Source organism: Nonomuraea sp. CA-143628 (genome assembly GCF_050942315.1).
Taxonomy (GTDB): Bacteria; Actinomycetota; Actinomycetes; order Streptosporangiales; family Streptosporangiaceae; genus Nonomuraea.
The window spans coordinates 13,464,889-13,478,231 of record NZ_CP192072.1; the positions used below are offsets into that span (position 1 = coordinate 13,464,889).

Genomic DNA, 13,343 nt, shown 5'->3' on the forward strand with positions numbered 1-13,343 from the left:
GCGGGCGGGCCCCCTCCCCCCGGAAGGAAACCTGTGAGCGCCTCGATTCTGCTGCTGCCGAACCGGCAAATGCGTGTCGTCAACCTGCCCGCCACCGCCTGCACGCTGCCCCTGACGCTGGACCTGCTCAACGCCTTCTCCGCCGAGCGTCACCAGCTCGCCCCGGACGTCGGCATGTGGATCGACCCGGACAGGCAGTGTCTGGGCATGGGCGAAGGCAACATACCCGCGACCAAGCTGTCCGTCCGCCTCGGCGGCCTGTGGATCCCGTGGTACGGGCCGGTCCTGGTGTGCGGCATCGACGAGCAGGGCCGCAGCCGCGACCTGACCGCCGACCAGCTCCGCACCCTCGCCCCTCACCTGCTCCGCCTCTCCTGAACTCTGGGGCCCGCCCGCACGGCGGGCGGGCCCGTTCCAGAAGCGACACCCCTGGGCCCGTCCGAGCGGCGGCCGGGCCCATCTACCGGAAGGAAACCCTCGTGCAGTTCACGCGCTCCGACCTCATCCGCGTGCTGTTCGACGCGCAGCGGCGCGGCGACATCCCCAAGGCCGACATGCGGGCGTTCCCGGCGCTCGCGCCGCTCGACCTCGACCCGCGCCACATGACCGAAGTGGACTCGGACAACCGGATCATCCGGGTATTCGTGCTGTCGAGCGTCCCGCGTCCCGAACTGGCCCGCGCCTACTTCGACGCCATCGCCCGCCACCTGGAGGGCGAGTGGCACCTTAAGGTGATCGCGGCACACGGTGACCACGCCGAGCACACCGCGCACATCGCGCAGTGGTGGTTCCCGGGTCCGGCTGAGCCCGTCCCGGCATGGCCCGCATCGTCCCCGTTGCAGCCCGCCATCCCGGCCTGACGTGGGGTGCGGCGCGGCGGGACGGATAGCCAGTCATCCGCCCTGTAGCTGGGGCGCTGGAGTTTCCCCCGCATAGCGCCACCCCTGACACATCGAACGGCCCACCAGCGTCACTCACGCTGGCGGGCCGTTCCGCGTTGCAGAGCAACGCACCTCGAGGGCGTGGGCCGCCACGCCGACGAGGTCAGGAGCTGGCCCCCGCAGGCAACTCCTCAGGAATGCCGAGCGCCATACGCGCGGCCTGGCTGTAAGCATGGCTCTCGCCGCACGCGGTGCAGGAGGCGCGGCCGGCCGCTGGGTGGTCGTGGCACGGCTGGCGCTGCCGCAGGATGCGTTCGGCGATCTCGCGGCGGAGCGCGTCTTCGAGCGCCTGGTAGGCGACGGCGACGCCGGGCCGGTCGGCGACGGTGGCGGCGTGCCGGAAGGCGCGGGTGACAGTTCGGGGCTCGGTCACGGGGTGGCCTCTCCCCCATCGCTGTCGCCGGCGGCTTGGGCTTCGCGGGCGGCCTGGCCGACGCGGTCGGCCAGGCCGGTGAGGTCCACGCCGTGCGACATGGCAACGGGTCCGCCGTCCTTGCCGGTGATCTCCAGGGCCTTGACGGGCTGGTAGCGGTCCCGCCGGGTGCGGGAGAGGTATTCCAGGGCGAGCTTGCCGTTCGGCGGCGTCCACTGCCGTTCCATGCTGCCGTCCGGGCGTTCGGACTCCTTGATGAGCACTCCGCCCTTGAAGTCGGTGAAGATGACCTCCACGGCGAGCCGTTCGGCCTCGGCGCGGGCTCGCTCGACCGCCTCGGCGAACGCGCGCAGATCCTCCGGCGCGTCGTCCTTTTCGGCGTCGGCGAGCCACCGGTAGACGGTGGACTCGCCCAAGTTGGTGAGGGCGCACGCGGTGGTCAGGTAGAGCCCTTCGCGGATGTGGCCGCACAGCCGTTCCTGAAGTTCAGGGGTGAGCTTGGTGCGGCGGCCGCCGGGCTGCTTGGTCTCGTCGTCGTCGGTGCTCATGGGCTGCTGCCTCGCTCGGGTGCCTGCTGGGTGGTGACGGTGTAGGCGGGTTGGCCGTCGTCGCGCCACGGGTTGAGCTGGATGGACAGGACGAGATCCTGTTCTTCCTGGCAGTGGCACGGCACGGCGGCCGCGAATCCGAGTACGCCGATGTTGTGCGCGCATTGGCCGCGCTCGGCGCGGTAGTCGATCCCGGCCCCCAGGGGCTCGGCTATGTCCAGGGTGATCGTGCTGCCGTCCGACGCTGCGACGGTGACCGTGAGCCGGTCGATCCGGGGTGCGGCGTCGCGCACGCCGGGCGGCTTGAAGATGGCGGTCAGGGGCACGCGGTGGTCGAGGCTCATTTGCCCTCCGTGAGGTAGGTCTCGAAGCGGCGGGCGGCCTCCACGATCTCGTCAGGCTTGGCCTCGTAGGTGCCGACGTGCTCGGCGGCGAGCTTGAGGCACTCCAGGCGGGCCTCGTTGATGCGATTCGGGTCCAGGTAGGTCACCGGTGAGCTCCTGTCAGTGGCTGGGGCGCGCCGTGGCGCGCCATCTGGTGTGGTTGCCGTGGACCTGCCGCTCTACGAGGTGGAGGGCTTCCAGCGCGCGCAGGACCTGAAGGGTGCGCTCTCGGTGGCCGGTGAGATAGTCGAGCTGCACCCTGGCGATGCTGCGGGGGTGAATGCGTTGCAGGCTGGTGAGGATCTCCTGGTGGTCGTTGGCGTGGCCGGTCGGTCCGGCTGACGGGGCAGGTTGAGGCGCGGCCAGTGCTGAGGCTGGCGCGCTGTCGGCGTAGTGGCGTTCGATCTCGATCACGCCGTCCGGATGCTGCCGGATGATCTCGCGGATCACCCCGGGCGTGGGTGCGGCCAGCGACGCGGCGATGTGCATGGGCGGCTGCTGGGAGACGGAGGCGAGGGCGGGCCGCGGTTCGTTGCGGGCTCGGTCCACGGCGGAGCTGAAGGCCGGGTGGCTGCGGCGCCAGTGGTAGACGGTGGACGGGGAGATGTTGACCTCGCGGGCGGCTTCGGCCGGTGAGTAGCCGTCGCCGAGCAGGTTGATGAGGCGGCCTTGCAGGTCGGGTGTGAGCTTGGTCGGGCGGCCGGGCCCGCGGCGTGTGTGGGTCATGTCGTACTCCTGGTGGGGTGTGCTGAAGGGGTGGAGTTCGGTCATGCGGATGTCCATGTGGCGGTGTTGGTGGGTGTTTCGGCGACGTCCACGCGGGCGATGTGCACGTCAGGGTGTGGGGTGGGCAGGTCGAACAGCCACCGGTCGGCGTGGTGGGCGATGAGGGCGGCGACGGTTTCGACGGTCGGCCAGGAACTGGCATGGCCGGCGTTGGTGTCGAAGACGAAGACGCGGCACCCTTCGGCGCGCAGGGCGGGCAGGAGGGGATCAGCGGCGCCGAGCATCGTCCCGTGGTCGAGGTGTGTGTCGATCCAGTCCCGCATCAGGTGCTTGAAGCTGCCGAATTCGACGAGCACGCCGTCGTTCAGGCGGGGGGCGGTGATGCTGACGGTGACGCGCCAGGTGTGGCCGTGCAGGTTGACGCACTTGCCGGGCAGGTTCGGGAGCCGGTGCGCGGCGTCGAAGGTGTGGGTGAGCTGGGCGGCGTACACGGGCGTCCCTATCGGCTGGTCTTGACGGTGGTACGGGCGGGCGCCGGCCGGGGGCGGCGCCGACGGTAGGTGCGGTTCGCGGCGCTGATGGCGGAGAAGGCGATGAAGGCGGCGGCGGCGGACCACAGCACGCCGGACCACGCGCCCGTGGTGGCCACGGAGGCGATGAGCAGAGCGGCGATGACGAGGTTCCGCACGAGGGCGCCGACGAAGGCGCCGCAGCCGGCCAGGAGGGCGATGTCCTCGGCGTCCAGGTCGGGGGCGTTCACGCGGCCGCGCCTGCGGGAAGCCGCGGGGTGAACCACGGGTTTGGCGCGGTGATGCGCGGGATCACGGCGGTGTCGATGCCGGCCTGGTCGGGTTGCGCGGCGGCGTCCTGGTGCGTGGCCGCAGTCCAGGGGGCGCGGTCGAACAGGCCGGCGTGCTCGGTGAGGAGCTGGTCGTAGATGGGTGTGCCGGCGTCGGCCAGCGTGGGCGGCGCGCTCGGGGGTGCGGTGTGGGCGATCATGCGCGGGAGCATCCCGAGTGGACGGGGTTAACGTCTCGCTCCGATTTTGCGGCGGCCCTCGGCAGGCGAACGCCCCGCCGCCCTTCGTGGGCGGCGGGGCGTTTCCGTGTTGGCCTACTTGGTGGGGATGTACCCTTCCGCGCCGTCAAGGACGTGGCCGCGACCGTGGCAGGCGCTGCACGCCTTGACGGACGCGGACTCGACGACGCCGGTCCAGTGCTCGACCTGCTCGTCCCAGTTCTTGAGCGCGTCGGCCTGGCTGCTGCCCTGGACCTGGTCGGGGACGGGCAGGTGGAAGTGGCGGTCCACGGTGATTTCGCGCAGCACGGGCTTGGGCCTCCTGCGCTTGTCGAGTGTGAGTGGGGTGACCCACTTCTTCTCCGGCACTTCCAGGGGGACGGTCATGTAGACCTTGAGCACCTGGTCCTGGTTGTAGCAGCCGGTGACGTACGGCATGCGCTTGATGATGTCGGCGAGGTGGTTGCGCAGGCCGGACAGGTAGCCGGGGAAGAGGTGGCGGTATTCGCCTCGCTTGGTGAGGGTGGTGGGCAGGCTCGCGGTCCAGGTCGGGGTGGCCTTGGCGTCGGGCGGGAGCGGGGCGTCCTGGAGGACGATCCAGGGGCCGTCCACGGGGACGACGGTGGGCTCAGTCGGCTCCCTGGCGGCGGAGTACAGGCTGAACCACATGTCGTCGTCGCCAGAGCGCTCGTTGAACTGCTCGGGCGTGAGGGTGCGCGGGAAGCGGGCGCTTTCCGCGTCGGGGTCCTTCAGGTCCCAGCGGACGGTGTGGTCGGCGTTGCGGATGTGGACGGCGATCTCGTGCGGGCCGGGGCTGGTGGTGCCCCACCAGCCGGGGCTGTTGAGCTTGGTCATGGGCTCGCCGTTGGCGTAGACGGTGGCGTTGGCGGCTGCGGGGTTGTAGGTGCCCTTGACCGTGACGATCAGGTAGTACATCGACATGCCGTCCTGGACGAGGACGTAGCGTTCGTTGATGTCGGGGGTGGTCACGTGGTGGTTCCTTCCGGGTGCCGGGCGGGAGGCGCCGCTCGCTCCCGCCCGCAGCCCAAACCTTAGCAGCGTTCTTTAATGGCGTCTATCGAGGTGTGCTGAGTGGCGAGTCAGTCGGACCAGGGGTAGACGATCTTCTGGTCGCCTGGCATGACGACGCGGGAGCCGCACTGGCCGCAGTCGAAGTACTTGCTCACGGGGTCGTACGGCTGGCCAGGGTCAGCGACGATGCGGCCGTCGCCGGCGATGCTGAACGCGATCTCGCGTCTGGTCATCTCGTGCTCGGTGATCTCGTCGCGGGCGCCGCCCTCCTGGGGTGGTTACCGGTTGACGGTGGCGTCGTCCGGGAGGTAGAGCGCGTTGCCGCACTTTCCGCAGGTGATCACGTCGAAGAAGTAGCGGCCCTCCTCGCCATCGCCGTCGATCGCCTTGGCGACGATCCCGGCTCTGGCAACGCCGGTGGCCGGGGCCAGGGCGACGGCGACACGGCGAGTGGCGCTCTGCCGTCCGGTGATGGTGTCCTTGGCGCCGCAGCACGGGCAGACGAGGTGCTCGCCGTCGATGATGACGGCGGTGTCGTCGGGGTTGGCGGGGAACGTCGCGGTCAGATGGGGGCGGAGCTCGGCGAGCTGCTCTATGAGCGCGTCGAGCTCTTGCACGCTTTGGAACTTGAGGGCGGCCCTGTAGACGGCGATCGGCTCGTCGTACCGGGGCCGGGCCGGGATGATGAGGGCGACGGAGCGGTTGCGCTTCAGGCCGGGCTTGCGGTGGTAGTCCTCGCGGTATTCGTCGGTGGCGATATACGGAACGGCCGGGTCCTGTCGAGTGGCGGTGCAGAAGAGGATGGTGACGGGGCCGCGCTTGCCGTCACGGAGGACAGTCGCGGCGAGGGTGCTGGTGCTGGTCATGAGGGGGCCTTTCGTGGGTTAGGCGGCGGGGTGGGCGGCGTCGTACTGGTCGCGGATGGTGCCGGGGATGCGGCCGCGCTCGCTGATGGGTAGGCCCTGGGCCTTGGCCCATTCGCGGATGGTGTGGTCGTGGTCGCGGTCGCCGGACACGGTGCGCTTGGGGGTTGCGCCGAGCGCCTTGGCCTTCTCGCGGGCGGCGGCGAGCTTCTGCTCCAGTTCGGCGACCTGGTCGGCGGCGGCCTGCTTGGCGGCTTCGCGTTGCGCTGCGGCGATTCTCCGCTCCTCCACCTCCGTGTGGATGGTGTGGAGCTTGTCGAGGGCCTTGCGGGCGCGGTCGAGTGCGGCCTGAACGTGGCGGTCGTCGCAGTCGGCGGCGGCGGCGAGCAGTTCGCTGGCGTTGTATAGCTTGTCCTGCTCGTCGGGGTCGTTGACGATGCGGGGTCGGCCGGTCCAGATGTCGGAAAGGGCCTGGAGTTCGGGGGCGAGGACGGGCGTGAAGTTGTCGCGGCTGGGGTCGGTGGCGCGATGGGTGGCGGGGTGGATGGTCCATCCCTGCTGGCGGGCGAGGGAGACGAGCCGTCCGAGTGTGACGCCGGTCGCGTTGGCCGCGTCCTTGGCCTCGTGGCCCTGGGTGAGGAGGTACAGGGCGCGGGCGTAGGCGGGTGTGACGCCCTGCTGCTGGGTGGTCGGCCGTTCGGCCAGGGCGGCGGTCATGAGTGGATGTCCTGTCGGTCTGGGGTGAGCCACCCCGCGCGGATGCGCAGGGTGGTGATGAGTGGGGTGGTGGCGAGCCAGGCGTGCGGGTCGTCGCGCATGACGTCGGTCTCGGCGGAGAAGGCGACGATGTCGTAGGCGACGGTGTGCACGTCGGGCAGCGGCGCCCGGTCGATGACCCGGGTGGCCTCGTTGACGACGTTGTCGGCGTTGCGGTGGAGCCAGGCCAGGACCCGGCAGCAGTAGCCGGGATCCATGTCGGTGATGACGTGCTCGCGCCCGTCCGCGTCGATCCAGACCTGGTCCTGGTCGGTGAGGGCGAGCCAGTTGGTGATGTCGCTCATCAGTCGAGGAGGTCGAGCCAGGAGTCGAGTGGCTGGTCGGGCAGGGTTGCGCCGGGGTGGCCGGGGATCACTCGGGGCATGATGAGGGCGAGGAACGTGCCGCCTGCGGTGGCGATGAGGGGGCGGTCGCTGCCGCGCAGGTGGATGTTCATCGGCTTGCGCGGCTTGGCGAGAGCTTTGGCGGGTCCGAGCCTTGCCAGGTGGGATGCGTCGATCATGAAGCGGTCGGTGAGCACGTCGTCGGACGTCAGGTTGTCGGTGATAGCGCTCCGCCAGGGCAGTTCGCTGGGGCGGGCCGGGATGTGGGCTTCGGTGCGGCCGTAGGCGAGTGTGATCTTTCTTGGTTCGATGGCGAGGGAGACGCGCGTCTTGTTGTTGATGTCGTCGAGGTGGCGGCCTATCGCGTTGGCGGGCACGGACACGCGGACGGCGAATTTCGCGGATGCGGCGGTGAGCGGCTGCCGGACGATGGCGAGGGTTTTGCGGTCGGTGCCGATGAGCAGGAGTTCGTTGTTGACGGCCTCGATGTGCAGATGCGTGATGGGGGCCGGGGCGGTGGCATCCTCGTGTTCGGCGACGAACGGGATGACGGCGCGGGTCAGGGCCTTGAAGCGGGCTCCGCTGGTGTGGAGCAGCGCGGCCGGGCCGGTGACGGTGATGGTCACGGGGTGGTTCTCCGGTGGGGTGGGCAGGCGGCGGTGCTCGCCGCCCCAGCGGGTGTCAGTCGGTGTCGGGCTCGTCGTCGGCGTTGTCGGCCGCGAGTTCGTCGATGAGGTCGCGGGTGGCACTGCGCCCGTTCTGCTCGATCAAGTAGGGGATCTGGGAGTCGAGCCCGGCGTTGTTCATGTCGCTGGCGTGCGCGCTGGCGGTGTCGTGGACGACGTCGAACAGGTCCCCGGCGTCCACGCCACGGTGTTCGGCGTAGCCGACCAAGCCGTCGAAGTCGAGGGCGGCCTCTGCGAACGCTTCGCAGACCTTGTTGCGCTCGGCGATCAGCCGGGTGAGGACTGCGCGGATGGCCGACCAGCCGGTGGCGGCGGTGGTGGTCTCCTTGAGGTCCGTCAGATCGATGAGGTCGGACTGGGGGGTGACGCCGGGGGCGAGGGTCACGCTGAGGAGGAAGTCGTCGTTGCGGGAGTCGGCGACGCGCCAGAGGGATATGCCGGTGATGGCGTCGATGCGGCGCTCGTCGTCCTCGGGCAGGTCGTGGCGGAGCGCGTTGTGGGCGCGGATGAGGACGGTGTGGACGTCGTCGAACTCCTGGATGGCGAAGTTCGGTGCCAGGTGGGCGGTGGCGAGCACGAGGTCCCATTGGGCGTCCGTGAGGGTGATGGGGCGGGTGTCGATCACGCGGTTTCTCCGGAGTGTGGGCCCGCCTCGCTGTGGGCGAGGCGGGCGGGTGGGTCGGGCGGCCAGGGCCAGCAGGGCGCGGCGCGCGGCGGCGCCGGAGTGGTCAGGCGCTTACGCGGCCATCGGGAACGCGGCGGCGAGGCGGTCGATGATCGGCGTGACTTCCGCGAAGGGCCGATCGCTGCCGTGGGCCTGTGTGAGGACGGCCCAAGCGGCAATGCTGACGGCGGGGACGTCCGTGCCCTTGAAGGGCGTGCTGTGGAGGATGGGCCAACCGTTGGTGTCGCTGGCGTCGTCGGCGAGGCGGGAGACGGTGACGTCGCCGGTCTGCTCGTTGACGACGACCTCCACCTGCGCGTGGCGGTAGGTGCGCAGGTACCAGTGGCCGGTGTCGGTGTCGCCCTGCTCGATCCGGCCCTCGGGGAAGCCGAGGTGGGCGAGCTGGGGGGCGAGGAAGCCCTCGTACGGGGTGGTCATGCCCATGGTGATGGTTGTCCTTCCGGTCTCAGCCGAGAGTGCCGCTCACCCCCTGCTGATAGACCAAAACATTAGCAGCATTCTTTAACGTTGTCTACGCGGGGCCGGAGTTGAAGGAGTCCTCCAGCTCGACCAGGGCGTCCGCCTCCGGGCCCTCGTGCTCGACCAGGACGGCGAGGATCGCCAGGTCTTTGCGGGCGATGACGAGGTCTTGGCCGGTGCGGGCGCGGGCGGCAATCGGCGTGAGGACCTGGCGCAGGCGCGCGAGACGGCCGGCAAGGCCCTGGTTCTCCTGCTCGGCGGTGAGCGCGCTCGTCAGCGCTTCGGCCTGGGCGATGCGCAGGTCGGAGATCCGCCGGCGGGCGAGGATCCGGGAGCGGAGCAGCAGGATCACCGCGATGTGAATGCCGATGAAGTAGAGCACCAGGGCGGTGTCGGGCGTCACGGCAGCGCCCCGGGGCGGGGCTGGCCAGGCTGTGGTGCGGGCATGAGAATCCTCCCGGCGTTGTCGGCTGGCCGGGAGGATGTCGCGCGGATGCGGCTTACGTCTTGCTTCGATCTGGGGATGGGGTCGAGGTCATCAGGCTGCGATGGATATGGGGGGCTTGCGGCGGCGGACTGGCGGGTTGGCGCGCAGGCCGGCCTGCTTGAGGTAGCGGCGGATGGTGGTTTCGCTGACGCGGTGCTGTGTAGCGATCTCCGCCGCGGTGAGCCCTGCTTGGTGGTCAGTGATCACTTGGGGCACGTCAACATGCTTGGGGCGGTTCTGTGGCCTTCTGAGGGGGATCTGGGCGGCCACGGCGATCTGGGAGATGCGCGCAGACGTGAGCCCGAACTCGGCGGCGATGTCCTTGACGGGCATGTCGCCCTTGTAGAGGGCGAGGATGCGGGCGTCACGGTCGATGGTGGGTGCCTCGGTGGTCACGGCGTGCTCCTGTGCGGGGGTCTGCCAGTCGGTGCCGCACTGGCAAATGAGTCGGGGGTCGTCGGTGTCGTCCGGGTGGTGCCCGTCGCAGGCCGGGCACCGGGACGGGAGCGAGCCGGTCATGGCTGGTGCTCGCGGATCCGGACCACAGCGAGGGCGGCGGTCCAGGCGAGCATCGCGGCGGGGATGAGCCACGGGTTGGCGCCGGTCACGGTGACGGCGGTGATGGCGGCGGCGGTGACGGTCCAGCCGGTCCAGAACGTGACGAGGATGGTCATGAGGTTCTCCGTGAGGGTGCGGCCGCGGGCGGGTTATGGCTGGTGGTGGAAGTAGGCGTAGTGGCTGTTGAAGTTGTCGAGGGCTCCCTGTTTGGTCGCGGCCTTCTGGGGCTGGCCTTTGAGGGGGCAGCGGGGGGCGAGGCAGCGCCAGTAGTGGCCGGGGTGGCGGGCGGGCAGCGGGATGACTTTCGCGCCGCTCGGCGGCGGGGGCGGCGGTGCCGGGTCAGGGCCGAGCTGCACGCGTTCACAACCTTTCTGCGGGCCGCTGCGGCGGCACATGAACATGTGGCCTGTCCACTCGGGGGCGGGCGTGTAGAAGAACCGGAGGGGATGGTCGGTCAGCGCGGCGAGGGCCTTTACCTGGTCGGGGGTGGGGACGCGTTTGCCTTCCTCCCACTCGTCCACCATCGGCTCCTCGCCGCCGAGCGCCTGATCGACTTCGGGGCCGTACAGTTCGCGGGCGTCGAGGGCGAGGGTGATCCGGTAGGGGACGGGCTGGACGCGGCCGGCGGCGATGTCGGCTTCGAGCTGCCGCCGTGCGCGGTCGAGCCGCTGCCCGGACAGCGCTTCGGCGTACCTTTCGAGGTCACCCATCGGGCGGCTCCCACAGGGTGCGGGCGACGCCTTCGCTGCCGTGGGTGTCGCGGGGGCGGGAGGGGCGGTCCCATCCGGCGTGCGGCGGTCGTTGGGCGATGATCCGCCATCCGGCGCCGCGCAGGCTGGAGCCGGTCTCGCCGAGGCGGATCGCCTCGCAGGACCCGTGCGGGCATGGGCTGTCGCAGATAGGGCCATGGATCTCGGCGTGGTTGTAGGTGATCAGCCGGTCGTAGCCGAGCTTGTAGGCGACCGTCCTGGCGCGGCCGAACAGCATGGACCCGACGTTCGCGGTGCCATCCGTGGCCGAGCGGGTGATCTCCAGGGTGTGGCCGTTGTCGTACGACCTGGCCACGGGCCGGCCGACGATGGCGACGCCGTGCAGGGTCCGGGTCGCGACGTCGGCCACGCCGATGGAGAAGACGTGACCGCGGGGCGGCCGCAGGTGGCGGTGCCACGTTGCGATGTAGGCGCACGCCTGACGGAAGTTGACGGGCACGAACCGCAGGTCGGGTGCGGTGGGGGTCTCCCCCGCCAGGGTGGCGGGGGAGACCGGGGCGATGGTCACCACGGCGCGGGCTTCCGGAGAGACTCGCCGTGGAAGCGGACGACGGTGGCCTCGTGCATGATGCGGTGGACGATGCGGGCGCCGTACCGGTCGATCATGTTCGGGGTGACCGGCTGCTGCTCCTTCGGCGTGTCAGCGAAGCCGCGCTTGTCGTAGGGCAGGTTCGTGCTGAGCCCGGTACGGCGGCGGTTGCGGACGCGCGCATCGATGAGCCGGTAGAGCTGCTCAAGCGTCCACTCGCTGAGCTTCTCCGCGCCCAGGTCGTCGAGGAACAGGTGGTCGGCCCGCTCGGCGAACTCGAAGGCGCGGATGTTCCCGCCGGGGCGGAGCTCGTCGTTGAGGTCGGCCACGTTCCACGCCACCACCCACATGTCGCGGCGGACGGCTTCGTTACAGACGGCGAACCCGGCGTGAGTCTTGCCGAGGCTGTTGTCGCCGACGAGCACGAGGGTGCGGGAGTCGGTGTCGAGCCAGCGGGAGACGCGGCCGTCCGGGTCCTGCTCGGGGCGGAGCCCGGACAGGGTGGCGTCGGCGTAGTCGGCGTAGGTGCCTTCCAGGTTGCGCCGCCACGCCTTGTGACGGAACTCGCGCTGCTGGGCGAGCACGGACTTGGCGGTCTCCTTACGGGCGCGCTGGCAGGCCGGGCATGCCGGGTGCTGGCCTGGCCTGCCGGCCTTCGGGCAGGTGCAGGCGTCGCCGGGCGCGGTCGGCAGCGGTACGACGTTGCTGCCGCGCTCCAGCCCGGCAATGGCCTTGGCGCGGGCCTCCGGCGACAGGGCGGCCAGCCACGCGGGCGTGCCGAGGTCAGCCTGGGGGACGTCGGCGGGGTCGGTGCGGCGGTTCGCCTGCGCGAGCAGGTGCACGTCGTCGCGGTCGTCGGGGTCGCCTGCTGCGATGGCGGTGACGGTCATCCCCACGCCTTCCTGTTCTCGTTGTTTGCTGCGTCGTCGGGGTTGTAGGGGGCGAGGTGGTTGCCCGGGGTCTGATTGCGGTTGAGAGGCCGCACGGGGGCGATGCCGCGCACCTCCATCAGGGCGTCCTCGAACACGCTGAGGTGGGGGAAGCGCTTGCGCCTGCTGCGCAGCGCGTCGGCGATCTCCCGCTGCGTGTAGTTGTCAGCGAGGGCGGTTTCGAGCATCTTCACCAGGCCGGGGAAGCCGGTGCCGGTGGCCGACCGGCCGATCTTCGGCACGCCCGCCTTGTCGCACTCGTCCCACCACCACTGGGCAACCTTGGTCGCCTGCTCGAACCGGAGCTGCTCCTCGGGGGTTCGCTCCTTCTTCGCCTTCGACGGCCGCGTGGTCTTCTTCGCCGTGGCGGCGGGAGGTGGCGTGTCGTCGCCGAGGAGATCCTCCTGCTTCGCCTCGCCCGCAGGAGATGCCGACGAAGGAGGCATCTCCTGAACAGAGGAGTTATCTGAAGGGAGTTCTCTAAAGGAGTTGGGGGATTCTGAATCCCCCCTGGCGGGATTCAGAATCCCCCCTGGCTGGGATTCAGAATCCCCCCTGGGGCCATCGCCATCCGGCAGGGGGGATTCAGAATCCCCTCTAACTTCGGATCCCTCTTCCTGCTGGTCACGGGGCCCGATCGAACGCGGGCGTCGCTGCGGCGCCTTCTTGCCCTTGTCGCTGCGAGAGGGACGCTCCGGCGCGGGCGGCAGGTCCGGCCGGTCGTCCGGCTGGAGCGCCGGGCGGCCCTTGCGGGCACGCTCGGCGTTGACCTGCTCCATCTGGGCGGCGCTGAACCACACGAACGGGATCTGGATGTCGTAAACGATCGGCCGGTAGCGGGGGTCGATGTACTCGGCCACGGCCTGGTCGCCGAGCTTGATCAGGCCGCGCTCCTCCAACTCGCGCAGTACGCGCTGCACAGTCTTCGGGTCGCACATCGCCGCCTGGGCGAGCGTGGCCTTGGACTTGTAGGCGTCACAGCCGTCATCGTCGGTGCGCCGCGCCAGAGCGACGAGCACGAGCTTCTCGGTGGGGGACTTGACCGGGGCGTAGTACATGGCCCAGTCGCTGGACAGGTAGCTCACGCGTTCGGCCCCTCAACGTGCAGGTCATAGGGCACAGGGCAACCAAGGGCAGCGTCAGCTACGCTCACGGTGGCCTCCTTATGTTGCTGTGGAAGGTTGCTGATGGGGGCACCCAGGCGTCAGAGCGTTGGCCCGCTCTGCCTGGCTGCGACGGCGGTCCCGCTGGGGGCCG

At 70.2% G+C, this 13,343-nt stretch carries 25 protein-coding genes; 2 read left to right on the plus strand and 23 right to left on the minus strand.

Annotated features, from left to right (window positions below; translation table 11 throughout):
- The first annotated feature begins 33 nt into the window (after window positions 1-33).
- Window positions 34-378, plus strand: a complete 345-nt coding sequence (locus tag ACQP2T_RS61650; protein ID WP_433513860.1) for a hypothetical protein — start codon at window positions 34-36, stop codon at window positions 376-378.
- A gap of 101 nt (window positions 379-479) precedes the next feature.
- Window positions 480-860 carry a hypothetical protein gene (locus ACQP2T_RS61655; protein ID WP_433513861.1) on the plus strand — a complete coding sequence of 127 codons (381 nt, stop codon included), beginning with the start codon at window positions 480-482 and terminating at the stop codon, window positions 858-860.
- 184 nt (window positions 861-1,044) lie between these two features.
- Here ACQP2T_RS61655 and ACQP2T_RS61660 read toward each other — a convergent pair whose 3' ends face one another.
- The 23 genes from ACQP2T_RS61660 to ACQP2T_RS61770 form a co-directional block, all read right to left on the minus strand.
- Window positions 1,045-1,314, minus strand: a complete 270-nt coding sequence (locus tag ACQP2T_RS61660) for a hypothetical protein (RefSeq protein ID WP_433513862.1) — start codon at window positions 1,312-1,314, stop codon at window positions 1,045-1,047.
- Window positions 1,311-1,862 (minus strand): hypothetical protein, encoded by a 552-nt coding sequence (locus ACQP2T_RS61665; protein ID WP_433513863.1) that lies wholly within the window; start codon window positions 1,860-1,862, stop codon window positions 1,311-1,313. Before ACQP2T_RS61665 ends, ACQP2T_RS61660 begins: the two co-directional genes overlap by 4 nt.
- A complete protein-coding gene (locus ACQP2T_RS61670; protein WP_433513864.1) occupies window positions 1,859-2,206 on the minus strand; it encodes a hypothetical protein in 348 nt (115 codons plus the stop codon). Before ACQP2T_RS61670 ends, ACQP2T_RS61665 begins: the two co-directional genes overlap by 4 nt.
- Entirely contained in the window at window positions 2,203-2,352 is a 150-nt protein-coding gene (locus ACQP2T_RS61675) for a hypothetical protein (protein WP_433513865.1), read from the minus strand. Before ACQP2T_RS61675 ends, ACQP2T_RS61670 begins: the two co-directional genes overlap by 4 nt.
- A 13-nt stretch (window positions 2,353-2,365) precedes the next feature.
- Entirely contained in the window at window positions 2,366-2,971 is a 606-nt protein-coding gene (locus ACQP2T_RS61680) for a helix-turn-helix domain-containing protein (protein ID WP_433513866.1), read from the minus strand.
- A gap of 41 nt (window positions 2,972-3,012) precedes the next feature.
- Complete coding sequence (locus ACQP2T_RS61685) at window positions 3,013-3,462, minus strand: 6-pyruvoyl trahydropterin synthase family protein (RefSeq protein WP_433513867.1); 450 nt, start codon at window positions 3,460-3,462, stop codon at window positions 3,013-3,015.
- Window positions 3,463-3,470: 8 nt separating this feature from the next.
- A complete protein-coding gene (locus ACQP2T_RS61690) occupies window positions 3,471-3,731 on the minus strand; it encodes a DUF6234 family protein (protein ID WP_433513868.1) in 261 nt (86 codons plus the stop codon).
- On the minus strand, window positions 3,728-3,970 hold the full coding sequence (locus ACQP2T_RS61695; RefSeq protein WP_433513869.1) for a hypothetical protein: 243 nt from the start codon (window positions 3,968-3,970) through the stop codon (window positions 3,728-3,730). The genes ACQP2T_RS61690 and ACQP2T_RS61695 overlap by 4 nt, the downstream gene beginning before the upstream one ends.
- Window positions 3,971-4,084: 114 nt before the next feature.
- On the minus strand, window positions 4,085-4,978 hold the full coding sequence (locus tag ACQP2T_RS61700; RefSeq protein WP_433513870.1) for a hypothetical protein: 894 nt from the start codon (window positions 4,976-4,978) through the stop codon (window positions 4,085-4,087).
- A 110-nt stretch (window positions 4,979-5,088) separates the two neighbouring features.
- Window positions 5,089-5,253: a hypothetical protein gene (locus ACQP2T_RS61705; RefSeq protein ID WP_433513871.1), complete on the minus strand. Its 165-nt coding sequence runs from the start codon at window positions 5,251-5,253 to the stop codon at window positions 5,089-5,091.
- 45 nt (window positions 5,254-5,298) lie between these two features.
- Window positions 5,299-5,886 (minus strand): hypothetical protein, encoded by a 588-nt coding sequence (locus tag ACQP2T_RS61710; protein WP_433513872.1) that lies wholly within the window; start codon window positions 5,884-5,886, stop codon window positions 5,299-5,301.
- Between the two features lie 18 nt (window positions 5,887-5,904).
- A complete protein-coding gene (locus ACQP2T_RS61715; RefSeq protein ID WP_433513873.1) occupies window positions 5,905-6,600 on the minus strand; it encodes an Lsr2 family DNA-binding protein in 696 nt (231 codons plus the stop codon).
- Window positions 6,597-6,944 (minus strand): hypothetical protein, encoded by a 348-nt coding sequence (locus tag ACQP2T_RS61720; protein WP_433513874.1) that lies wholly within the window; start codon window positions 6,942-6,944, stop codon window positions 6,597-6,599. The genes ACQP2T_RS61715 and ACQP2T_RS61720 overlap by 4 nt, the downstream gene beginning before the upstream one ends.
- Window positions 6,944-7,609 carry a hypothetical protein gene (locus ACQP2T_RS61725; RefSeq protein ID WP_433513875.1) on the minus strand — a complete coding sequence of 222 codons (666 nt, stop codon included), beginning with the start codon at window positions 7,607-7,609 and terminating at the stop codon, window positions 6,944-6,946. The genes ACQP2T_RS61720 and ACQP2T_RS61725 overlap by 1 nt, the downstream gene beginning before the upstream one ends.
- Before the next feature lie 55 nt (window positions 7,610-7,664).
- Window positions 7,665-8,294, minus strand: coding sequence for a hypothetical protein (locus ACQP2T_RS61730; RefSeq protein ID WP_433513876.1), 630 nt, complete (start codon window positions 8,292-8,294; stop codon window positions 7,665-7,667).
- Between the two features lie 111 nt (window positions 8,295-8,405).
- The gene (locus tag ACQP2T_RS61735) at window positions 8,406-8,777 is read right to left on the minus strand and encodes a hypothetical protein (protein WP_433513877.1); all 372 of its coding nucleotides are present in this window, start codon (window positions 8,775-8,777) and stop codon (window positions 8,406-8,408) included.
- 88 nt (window positions 8,778-8,865) lie between these two features.
- Window positions 8,866-9,216, minus strand: coding sequence for a hypothetical protein (locus tag ACQP2T_RS61740; protein ID WP_433513878.1), 351 nt, complete (start codon window positions 9,214-9,216; stop codon window positions 8,866-8,868).
- Between the two features lie 135 nt (window positions 9,217-9,351).
- On the minus strand, window positions 9,352-9,819 hold the full coding sequence (locus tag ACQP2T_RS61745) for a hypothetical protein (RefSeq protein ID WP_433513879.1): 468 nt from the start codon (window positions 9,817-9,819) through the stop codon (window positions 9,352-9,354).
- The gene (locus ACQP2T_RS61750) at window positions 9,816-9,974 is read right to left on the minus strand and encodes a hypothetical protein (protein WP_433513880.1); all 159 of its coding nucleotides are present in this window, start codon (window positions 9,972-9,974) and stop codon (window positions 9,816-9,818) included. Before ACQP2T_RS61750 ends, ACQP2T_RS61745 begins: the two co-directional genes overlap by 4 nt.
- 33 nt (window positions 9,975-10,007) lie before the next feature.
- Entirely contained in the window at window positions 10,008-10,568 is a 561-nt protein-coding gene (locus ACQP2T_RS61755; protein ID WP_433513881.1) for a hypothetical protein, read from the minus strand.
- Window positions 10,561-11,139: an XF1762 family protein gene (locus ACQP2T_RS61760; protein ID WP_433513882.1), complete on the minus strand. Its 579-nt coding sequence runs from the start codon at window positions 11,137-11,139 to the stop codon at window positions 10,561-10,563. The genes ACQP2T_RS61755 and ACQP2T_RS61760 overlap by 8 nt, the downstream gene beginning before the upstream one ends.
- Window positions 11,133-12,047, minus strand: coding sequence for an ATP-binding protein (locus ACQP2T_RS61765; RefSeq protein ID WP_433513883.1), 915 nt, complete (start codon window positions 12,045-12,047; stop codon window positions 11,133-11,135). The genes ACQP2T_RS61760 and ACQP2T_RS61765 overlap by 7 nt, the downstream gene beginning before the upstream one ends.
- Window positions 12,044-13,171 carry a helix-turn-helix domain-containing protein gene (locus tag ACQP2T_RS61770; protein WP_433513884.1) on the minus strand — a complete coding sequence of 376 codons (1,128 nt, stop codon included), beginning with the start codon at window positions 13,169-13,171 and terminating at the stop codon, window positions 12,044-12,046. The genes ACQP2T_RS61765 and ACQP2T_RS61770 overlap by 4 nt, the downstream gene beginning before the upstream one ends.
- Window positions 13,172-13,343 lie beyond the last annotated feature (172 nt).

Coding starts and splice junctions, on each gene's coding strand:
- ACQP2T_RS61705 (WP_433513871.1), bottom strand. CDS start 5,253: ATGACCAGACGCGAGATCGCGTTCAGCATCGCCGGCGACGGCCGCATC.
- ACQP2T_RS61765 (WP_433513883.1), bottom strand. CDS start 12,047: ATGACCGTCACCGCCATCGCAGCAGGCGACCCCGACGACCGCGACGAC.
- ACQP2T_RS61680 (WP_433513866.1), bottom strand. CDS start 2,971: ATGACCCACACACGCCGCGGGCCCGGCCGCCCGACCAAGCTCACACCC.
- ACQP2T_RS61710 (WP_433513872.1), bottom strand. CDS start 5,886: ATGACCAGCACCAGCACCCTCGCCGCGACTGTCCTCCGTGACGGCAAG.
- ACQP2T_RS61735 (WP_433513877.1), bottom strand. CDS start 8,777: ATGGGCATGACCACCCCGTACGAGGGCTTCCTCGCCCCCCAGCTCGCC.
- ACQP2T_RS61665 (WP_433513863.1), bottom strand. CDS start 1,862: ATGAGCACCGACGACGACGAGACCAAGCAGCCCGGCGGCCGCCGCACC.
- ACQP2T_RS61755 (WP_433513881.1), bottom strand. CDS start 10,568: ATGGGTGACCTCGAAAGGTACGCCGAAGCGCTGTCCGGGCAGCGGCTC.
- ACQP2T_RS61715 (WP_433513873.1), bottom strand. CDS start 6,600: ATGACCGCCGCCCTGGCCGAACGGCCGACCACCCAGCAGCAGGGCGTC.
- ACQP2T_RS61745 (WP_433513879.1), bottom strand. CDS start 9,819: ATGACCGGCTCGCTCCCGTCCCGGTGCCCGGCCTGCGACGGGCACCAC.
- ACQP2T_RS61720 (WP_433513874.1), bottom strand. CDS start 6,944: ATGAGCGACATCACCAACTGGCTCGCCCTCACCGACCAGGACCAGGTC.
- ACQP2T_RS61695 (WP_433513869.1), bottom strand. CDS start 3,970: ATGATCGCCCACACCGCACCCCCGAGCGCGCCGCCCACGCTGGCCGAC.
- ACQP2T_RS61750 (WP_433513880.1), bottom strand. CDS start 9,974: ATGACCATCCTCGTCACGTTCTGGACCGGCTGGACCGTCACCGCCGCC.
- ACQP2T_RS61670 (WP_433513864.1), bottom strand. CDS start 2,206: ATGAGCCTCGACCACCGCGTGCCCCTGACCGCCATCTTCAAGCCGCCC.